The following is an 8,916-nucleotide window of genomic DNA, read 5'->3' as shown; positions in this document are numbered from 1 at the left end:
GCAGCAACTGCCGCCCCCGGGCGGGCGCCGCAGGCACCGCCCCGAGCCGCCGCCGCGCCGCGGCCGGCGCCGTGCCGCGCCCCCGCGTCCCGCGCCGAAGGGCAGCCGGCCGAAGACCGTCCGCACCCCCACCGTCCTGCAGATGGAGGCCGTGGAGTGCGGCGCCGCCGCCCTCGCCATGGTGCTCGCCCACCACGGACGGCACGTCCCACTGGAGGAGCTGCGCATCGCCTGCGGCGTCTCCCGCGACGGCTCGCGCGCGAGCAACGTCCTGAAGGCGGCGCGCAGTTACGGCCTCACGGCCAAGGGCATGCAGATGGAGCCCGCCGCACTCGCCGAGGTCGAGGCGCCGGCGATCCTGTTCTGGGAGTTCAACCACTACGTCGTCTACGACGGCACGGGGCGCCGCCTCGGCCGCAAGGGCGTGTACGTCAACGACCCGGACAAGGGCCGCCGTTTCGTGCCCGCGGAGGAGTTCGACACCAGCTTCACCGGGGTCGTCCTGGTCCTCGCACCTGGCGAGGACTTCCGTCCGGGAGGCCGCAGACCCGGCGTCATGAAGGCACTGCCGGCGCGGCTGCGCGGCACCGCGGGCACCATGGTCGCCGCACTGCTCGCCAGCCTGCTGCTCGTGGCGGTCGGTGCATCGCTGCCGGCGCTCAGCCGGACGTACATCGACCTCTTCCTGATCGGCCGTCAGACCTCGCTCCTGGGCGCGCTGTTCGCCTCGATGGGGGCGATGGTGGCGCTCACCGTGGTGCTCACCTGGCTGCAGCAGGCGAATCTGCTGCGCGGCCGCATCATCTCCTCCACGCTCGGCAGCGCCCGCTTCCTGCGCCATCTGCTCCGGCTGCCCGTCACCTTCTTCGCGCAGCGCAGCCCCGCCGATCTGGTGCAGCGCCTGGCCTCCAACGACGCGGTCGCCGAGACCCTGGCCCGCGACCTGACGGCCGCCGGGGTGGACGGCATCGTGGTGCTGCTCTACGCGGCCCTGCTGTGGACGTACGACCCGCAGCTCACCCTCGTCGGCGTCGGTATCGCCCTGCTGAACATCGTGGCGATGCGCATCGTCGTACGGCTGCGGGCGACCGGCACCCAGAAGCTGCGCGCCGACAGCGCCAAGCTCACCAACACCTCGTACACCGGCCTGCAGTTGATCGAGACGATGAAGGCCACCGGCGGCGAGAACGGGTACTTCCGGCGCTGGGCCGGCCAGCACGCCACCACCCTGGACGAGCAGCAGCGGCTCGGGGTGCCGAGCGCATGGCTCGGTGTCGTGGCGCCGGCCCTGGCCACGGTGAACAGCGCGGTGATCCTCTGGATCGGCGGTCTGCGCGCCGTCGAGGGGCATCTGTCGATCGGTCTGCTCGTCGCCTTCCAGGCGCTGGTCACCCGCTTCACCGCGCCGATCACCCGTCTGAACGGTGTCGCCGGCCGGATCCAGGACTTCGCCGCGGACGTCGCCCGGCTCAAGGACGTGGAGAACTTCCCCGTCGACACGCTCTACTCGCGGCCCGAGCCCGCCGCCAGTACCCGCCGCCTCACCGGGCATGTCGCCCTCGAGGCGATCACCTTCGGCTACAGCCCGCTCGACAAGCCGCTCCTCACCGACTTCTCCCTGTCGGTCGGGCCGGGGCAGCAGGTCGCGCTCGTCGGTGGCTCCGGCAGCGGCAAGTCGACCGTGTCCCGGCTGATTTCGGGCCTCTACAGCCCGTGGGAGGGCACGATCCGTATCGACGGGCAGCGTCTGGAGGACATCCCGCGCGGGGCGCTCGCCGCCTCCGTCTCCTTCGTGGACCAGGACGTCTTCCTCTTCGAGGGCACGGTCCGCGACAACGTCGCCCTGTGGGACCCGTCCATCCCGGACGACGCCGTCGTCACCGCCCTGCAGGACGCCTGCCTGTACGACCTGGTGGCCCGCAGGCCCGGCGGCATCCACGCGCGCGTGGAGCAGGACGGCCGGAACTTCTCCGGCGGTCAGCGCCAGCGCCTGGAGATCGCGCGGGCCCTGGTCCGCCGCCCGAGCATCCTCGTACTCGACGAGGTGACCAGCGCCCTGGACGCCGAGACCGAGCTGAGCGTCATCGACAGTCTGCGCCGCCGCGGCTGCGCCTGCGTCGTCATCGCGCACCGTCTGAGCACGGTGCGCGACAGCGACGAGATCGTGGTGCTCGACCACGGCCGGATCGTGGAGCGCGGGCGTCACGAGCGCCTGGTCGCCGCGGGCGGTCCGTACGCCGAACTGGTCAAGGAGCACTGAGGTGACCTCCGTACCGCATCAGCAGGCGTATTCGGGGCACGGCCATCACGACGACTCGGTCGCCGCCGCCTTCGGGGCGCTCGGCACACCGGTGGACTGTGCGGGGCTGCCCAGCGTTCATCTGGAGGGCCCGCAGGTGCTGTGGCTCGTGGTGTCGGGCGCCCTCGACCTGTTCGCCGTCGACGCGGTGCAGCAGGGCCACTGGCACTACCTCGGCCGGCTCGAACCGGGCACGCTGCTGCTCGGCCCGACCGAAGGGCCGCAGCACACCCTCGTCGGCCGCCCGCTGCACGGCTGCGTCCTGCGCCGCATCCCGCTGCGCGAGCTCTACCGCCCGGACCACGGCGACGCCTGGTCGTACGAGCAGCAGTACCCCAGCCGGTACGACACCCAGGACGCGGCGCTCAGCCTCCTGGAGCACGCCTTCGCGCTCGGCATCGGGCGCGGCCACCGGGTCCTGTTCGAGGCACCGCTCGACGGCCGCGGCACGGGCGACGACGTGGTGACCGACGACGACGTGCTGTGGATGCCGGTGGCACCGGGGAGTGTGAGTTACGGCGCCGCGTACAGCGAGCAGGCCGCGGGTGATCTGCTGGTCGACGCCGCGATGTGGCAGCGGATGGTCAATCAGCAGTGGCGGCTGCTCTCCGCCCTGGACCGCTGGATCGAACGTCTGGAGCGGGCCCACGAGGACCGTGCGGCGGCCGGGATCAAGGCGGGCGAGCACGTCCGCGAGCAGGCCGACCGGACGCTGATCGCCTCCATCGGCCGTTCGGGCAGGGGCAGTTCGGCCGGGCGTGCGCAGTCCGGCCGCGGCCCTGAGCCCGGTGGCGGTCACGACGACGCCACGTACGCCGCCTGCCGCCTGGTCGCCGAGGCGGCGGGCATCGCGCCGGGCGACGGTGTGCACAGCGGCGTGGGCGAACGGATCGACCCGGTGGAGCAGTTCGCGGTGGCCGCGCGGGTCCGTACCCGTGGTGTCCGGCTGCACGGCCGCTGGTGGCGCGAGAACGCGGGTCCGCTGGTGGGTCACCGCGCCGCGAGCGGCGCGCCGGTCGCCCTGCTGTGGCGACGCGGCGGCTACGAGTCGGTGCACCCGATGTCCGGGCGCCGCTCCCGTGTCGACGCCGCCACGGCACAGGAGTACGAGCCCGAGGCCGTCATGTTCCACCGGCCGCTGCCGGAACGGCCGTTGACGCCGTGGGGCCTGGCCCGGTTCAGTCTGCGCGGCAGCGGCGGCGACGTGCGCAATCTCGCGCTCGCCTCGCTGGTGACCGTGCTGGTCGGCGCGCTGGTTCCGGTCGCCACCGGGCAGGTGCTCGGTGTCCTCGTACCGAACGCGGAGACCGGTCTGATCGTCCAGGTGTCGCTGGCCGTGCTGATCGGCAGCGTCGTCTCCGCGGCGTTCATGCTACTGCAGAATCTCACCGTGCTCCGGATCGAGGGCCGGATGGAGGGCGCGCTCCAACCCGCCGTCTGGGACCGCCTGTTGCGGCTGCCCACCCGCTTCTTCGCCGCCCGCTCCACCGGCGAGCTGGCGAGCGCGGCGATGGGGGTGAGCGCGATCCGCCGGGTCCTGTCGGGCATCGGCCCGGTCGCCCTGCAGGCCGGCTCGATCGGCGCCATGAACGTCGTCCTGCTGCTCCTGTACAGCATCCCCCTCGCCCTGACCGCCCTGGCCATGCTCACTGTCATCGCGGCCGTCTTCCTCACCCTCGGGCTGTGGCAACTGCGCTGGCAGCGGCGCCTGGTGAAGCTCGCCAACAAACTCAACAACCAGGCGTTCCAGACCCTGCGCGGACTGCCCAAACTCCGTGTCGCCGGTGCGGAGAGCTTCGCCTACGCGGCCTGGGCCGGGGAGTTCGCGCGCAGCCGGGAACTCCAGCAGCGGGCGGGCCGCATCAAGAACCTCACCACGGTCCTCGACGCGGTGTATCTGCCGCTCTGCACCCTCATCATGTTCCTGCTGCTCGCGGGTCCGGCGAGGGGCAGCCTCACCGCGGGCGAGTTCCTCACCTTCAGCACCGCGGTGACCATGCTCCTCACCGCGGTCACCCAGCTGACCGGTGCCCTGATCTCGGCGGCCGCCGTACTCCCGATGTACGAACAGATCAAGCCGGTTCTCGAGGCGACCCCCGAGGTACGCGCCGGGAGCACCCGGCCCGGCGAGCTCCGGGGCGAGATCGAGGTGCGCTCACTGTCCTTCCGCTACAGCGACGACGGGCCGCTCGTCCTGGACGATGTGTCGCTCGCGATCCGGCCCGGCGAGTTCGTGGCCGTCGTCGGCCCGAGCGGCTGCGGCAAGTCGACGCTGCTCCGCCTCCTGATCGGCTTCGACGAGCCGGTCTCGGGCAGCGTGCTCTACGACGGCCAGGACCTCGCGGCCCTCGACCAGTCCGCGGTGCGCCGCCAGTGCGGTGTGGTGCTGCAGAACGCCCAGCCCCTCACCGGCTCCATCCTGGACTGCATCTGCGGCGCCGAGGCGTACACCCAGGAGGAGGCCTGGGAGGCCGCGGCGATGGCAGGGCTCGCCGAGGACATCAAACGCATGCCGATGGGCCTGCACACGATGATCGCCGGCGGCGGGGCGGTCTCCGGCGGCCAGCGCCAGCGCCTGATGATCGCCCAGGCCCTGATCCGCCGCCCCCGCGTCCTGTTCTTCGACGAGGCGACGTCCGCCCTGGACAACGAGACCCAGCGCACGGTCATGGACAGCACCCACACCCTCAACGCCACCCGCATCGTCATCGCCCACCGCCTCTCCACGGTCCTGGACGCGGACCGCGTGGTGGTCATGTCAGAGGGCCGGATCGTCCAACAGGGCACACCCGCGGACCTGTTGGCGGACACGAACGGCAGACTCCATGAGCTGGTGCGGCGGCAGTTGCGGTGAAGGGGCCCGCCACACGACATCCACCAGGTGCCTGATCAGCGCCCCTTCTCCGTCGGCTCCAGAATCGCCACGCACTCCAGGTGATGCGTCATAGGAAACAGATCGAACGCCCGAAGCACCCGCACCCGATACCCCGCGTCCGCGAAGTACGAGAGGTCGCGGGACAAGGCCGCCGGGTCGCAGGCGACGTAGGCGATGCGGCGGGCGCCGAGGGTGGAGAGGTGGGTGACCGTCTGTTTGCCCGCGCCCGATCGCGGTGGGTCCAGGACCACCAGGTCGGCCGACGTGATGCCGGTGCGCGGGAGGGCGGATTCGACCTTGCCCTGTTCGATGCGGACGCGGTCGAACTCGCGGACGTTGTGGCGGGCGTCCTCGACCGCGCGCTTGCCGGACTCGATGCCGAGGACCGCGCCCTCGTCGCCGACCCGGTCGGCGATCGCGGCGGCGAACAGGCCGACGCCGCAGTACAGATCGAGCGCCGTGTCGCCCTTGCGCGGCAGCAGGCCCTGCATCACCGCGGTGACCAGGGTGTCGGCGGCCTTCGGGTGGACCTGCCAGAAGCCGCCGTTGCCGACGCGGTAGGTGCGGCCGTCGGCGCGTTCGCGGACGAAGGGGCGGCCGTGCACGCGGTGGATGCCGCCGTCCTGTTCGGCGACGCGGAGCACGGAGACCGGGCGGTCGAGCTCGACGAGCGGGAGGCGCGCGCCCGGGCGGGGCTCGAGGATGACCTGGCGGTCCTGGGAGCCGGTGGCCGCGATGGCGTCGACGGAGGCCATGCCGGACCAGTCGCGCTCCTCGATGCCGAGTTCGCTGACGCCGGGGGCGGCGATCAGACAGTGCTCGATCGGCTCGACCTCGTGCGAACGGTGGCGCCGCAGGCCCGCGTTGCCGTCCGCGTCGATCGCGTACTGGACGCGGGTGCGCCAGGCCGGGACCTCGCCGGCGGGCAGCTTGTCGCCCTCGGCGGGCATCACCGTGCCGTCCCAGCCGGCCTGTTCGGGCGTGAGGCCCGCGAGGCGTTCGAGCTGTTCGGTGAGCACCTCGCCCTTGAGGCGGCGCTGGGCGCCGGGCTTCACGTGCTGCCAGTCGCAGCCGCCGCAGCGGCCGGGGCCCGCGTACGGACACGGGGCCTCGATGCGGTCCTTGGACGCGTCCAGGACCTCCACCGCGTCGGCCCGCAGGAAGCGGGCGCCCTCCTCGCCCTCCGTGACCCGGGCGATCACCCGCTCGCCGGGCAGGGTGTGCCGTACGAAGAGCACCTGGCCCTCGGACGTACGGGCGATGCAGTGGCCGCCGTGAGCGACGGGGCCGATCTCGACCTCGTACTCACGGCCGACGAGCGACACCTTCCCGGCCTCCTCCTGGCCCTGCTCCCCCGCCGGTGCGTTCTTCTGTTCTGCCTGCATGGCGGGGTGACTCCAGAGCTCAGGGGAAGGGCGGTGCGACAACAGCATTCGAGTCTACGCGTCCGGCGGGCCTGTCCTACGCGTCGTTGCCCGAGCCACCGCCGTCCTCCGCACGGCCACCTGCCCGGCCGGCCGACTGCTTCGTCCTCTTCTCCACTGGCCCCCGGCGCACCATGCCCGGCGCGCTCCAGTCCGCCCGTCTGCGGGCCCGCTTCCTGGCCGCCTCGGAGGACTCCAGCTGGTACGGGACCGAGGTCACCATCACGCCCGGGGTGAAGAGCAGCCGGCCCTTGAGGCGCAGGGCGCTCTGGTTGTGCAGGATGTGCTCGTACCAGTGGCCGACCACGTACTCGGGGATGATCACGCTGACTGCGTCGCGCGGGCTGTCCCGGCGCAGGCCCTTCACGTACTCGATGATCGGGCGGGTGATCTCGCGGTACGGAGAGTCGAGGACCTTGAGCGGGACGGTGATGCCGCGGCGTTCCCACTCCTCGCGCAGGGCGCGGGTCTCGTCCGGGTCGACGTTGATGCTGACCGCCTCCAGGGTGTCGGAGCGCATCAGCTTGGCGTAGGCGACCGCGCGCAGCGTCGGCTTGTGGACCTTGGAGACCAGGACGATGGAGTGCACCCGGGAGGGGCGCACGGTGTCGTCGGTGGGGCCCTCGGGTGCGGAGATCTCCTCGGCGACCCGGTCGTAGTGGCGGCGGATCGCCGACATCGTCACGTAGAAGATGACCATGCCGAGCAGCGCCACCCAGGCGCCGTGGCTGAACTTGGTGACCAGGACGACGACGAGCACCACGCCGGTGAAGAAGGCGCCGAAGGCGTTGATGGCGCGCGAGCGGATCATGTGGCGCCGCTTGGCCTGGTCTCGCTCGGTGCGCAGCAGCCGGTTCCAGTGCCGGACCATGCCGGTCTGGCTGAGCGTGAAGGAGACGAAGACGCCGACGATGTACAGCTGGATGAGGCGGGTCGAGTCCGCCGCGTAGATCCATACGAGCAGGGCGGCCGCGCCGGCGAGCAGCACGATGCCGTTGGAGAACGCGAGCCGGTCGCCGCGGGTGTGCAGCTGGCGGGGCAGGTAGCGGTCCTGGGCGAGGATCGAGCCGAGCAGCGGGAAGCCGTTGTACGCGGTGTTGGCGGCCAGGAAGAGGACGAGGGCGGTGGCCACCGCGAGGATCACGAAGAGAAAGGTGCCGTCGCCGAAGACCGCGGCCGCGACCTGCGAGATCACCGGGTGCTGTACGTAGTCGGCGCCGACCGGCGAGCCGTCGAGGAAGAGGTCCTGGGCGGGCCGCTCGGCCATCTTGACGTCGGTGGCCATGGCGAGCGCGATGATGCCGCAGAACATGGTGACGGCGAGCAGGCCCATCATCGCGAGCGTGGTCGCGGCGTTCTTCGACTTCGGCCGGCGGAAGGCCGGTACGCCGTTGCTGATCGCCTCGACGCCGGTGAGTGCCGCGCAGCCGGAGGAGAAGGCGCGAAGGAGCAGGAAGACCAGGGCGAATCCGGCCAGACCGCCGTGCTCGGGCTTGATCTCGAAGTCCGCGGTGGGGGCGTTCATGTCCTCGCCGAGGACGAGCCCGCGGAAGGCGCCCCACAGGAGCATCAAGAAGACGGCGCCGACGAATACGTAGGTGGGGATCGCGAAGAGCTTGCCCGACTCCTTGACGCCGCGCAGGTTCATCAGGGTGAGCAGCACGATCGCCGCGACGGCGCAGAGCAGTTTGTGTTCGACGACGAAGGGGATCGCCGAGCCGAGGTTCTCGATGCCCGCGGAGATCGACACGGCGACCGTGAGCACGTAGTCGACGAGCAGGGCGCTGGCGACGGTGAGGCCCGCGCGGCGCCCGAGGTTGGTGTTGGCCACCTCGTAGTCGCCGCCGCCGCTCGGATAGGCGCGGACGTTCTGCCGGTACGAGGCGACCACGGTGAACATCAGGACCACGACCGCGACCGCGATCCAGGGGCTGAAGTGGTACGCCGAGACGCCGGCGATGGAGAGCACGAGGAGCACTTCGCCGGGTGCGTACGCCACCGAGGAGAGCGGGTCGGAGGCGAAGACAGGTAGTGCGACGCGCTTCGGCAGGAGCGTTTCGCCAAGCCTGTCGCTGCGCAGTGCGCGCCCGATGAGAATGCGTTTGGGCACGTCGGTCAGTTTGGACACGGTGGCGATCGTAAGCGTTCGAACGGGGCTCTCACACGCACCACCCCCTGGACCGCGGGAATCCGAACGATCCCTTGATGCCCGGCCGGCCCTCCGCACGCACCGCGCGTGTGTAGCCTCGGCCGCGGTCTGCCACTCTGTGAGGGGACTGGAACCGTGTCGGCCCACGACAGCGGTGGTCGGAGCGCCG

4 protein-coding genes are annotated in these 8,916 nt (G+C 71.6%); 2 read left to right on the top strand and 2 right to left on the bottom strand.

Going from position 1 to position 8,916, the window contains the following annotated elements; genetic code table 11:
- Positions 1–7: 7 nt before the first annotated feature.
- Complete coding sequence (locus DY218_RS29905; protein ID WP_128559298.1) at positions 8–2,260, top strand: NHLP family bacteriocin export ABC transporter peptidase/permease/ATPase subunit; 2,253 nt, start codon at positions 8–10, stop codon at positions 2,258–2,260.
- A gap of 1 nt (position 2,261) precedes the next feature.
- Positions 2,262–5,153, top strand: a complete 2,892-nt coding sequence (locus DY218_RS29900; RefSeq protein ID WP_128559296.1) for an NHLP bacteriocin export ABC transporter permease/ATPase subunit — start codon at positions 2,262–2,264, stop codon at positions 5,151–5,153.
- 35 nt (positions 5,154–5,188) lie between these two features.
- On the opposite strand, the gene DY218_RS29895 is transcribed toward DY218_RS29900, so the two are convergent.
- The gene (locus DY218_RS29895) at positions 5,189–6,559 is read right to left on the bottom strand and encodes a class I SAM-dependent RNA methyltransferase (RefSeq protein WP_128559295.1); all 1,371 of its coding nucleotides are present in this window, start codon (positions 6,557–6,559) and stop codon (positions 5,189–5,191) included.
- Positions 6,560–6,635: 76 nt separating this feature from the next.
- Positions 6,636–8,726 carry an APC family permease gene (locus tag DY218_RS29890; protein ID WP_128559294.1) on the bottom strand — a complete coding sequence of 697 codons (2,091 nt, stop codon included), beginning with the start codon at positions 8,724–8,726 and terminating at the stop codon, positions 6,636–6,638.
- Between the last annotated feature and the right edge of the window lie 190 nt (positions 8,727–8,916).

The organism is Streptomyces triticagri (genome assembly GCF_003429565.1).
In the GTDB taxonomy this organism is placed as follows: Bacteria; Actinomycetota; Actinomycetes; order Streptomycetales; family Streptomycetaceae; genus Streptomyces; species Streptomyces triticagri.
Note: the sequence above shows the minus strand (reverse complement) of the source record. Positions and strands in the feature narration are given on the sequence as shown.

Coding starts and splice junctions, on each gene's coding strand:
- DY218_RS29895 (WP_128559295.1), bottom strand. CDS start 6,559: ATGCAGGCAGAACAGAAGAACGCACCGGCGGGGGAGCAGGGCCAGGAG.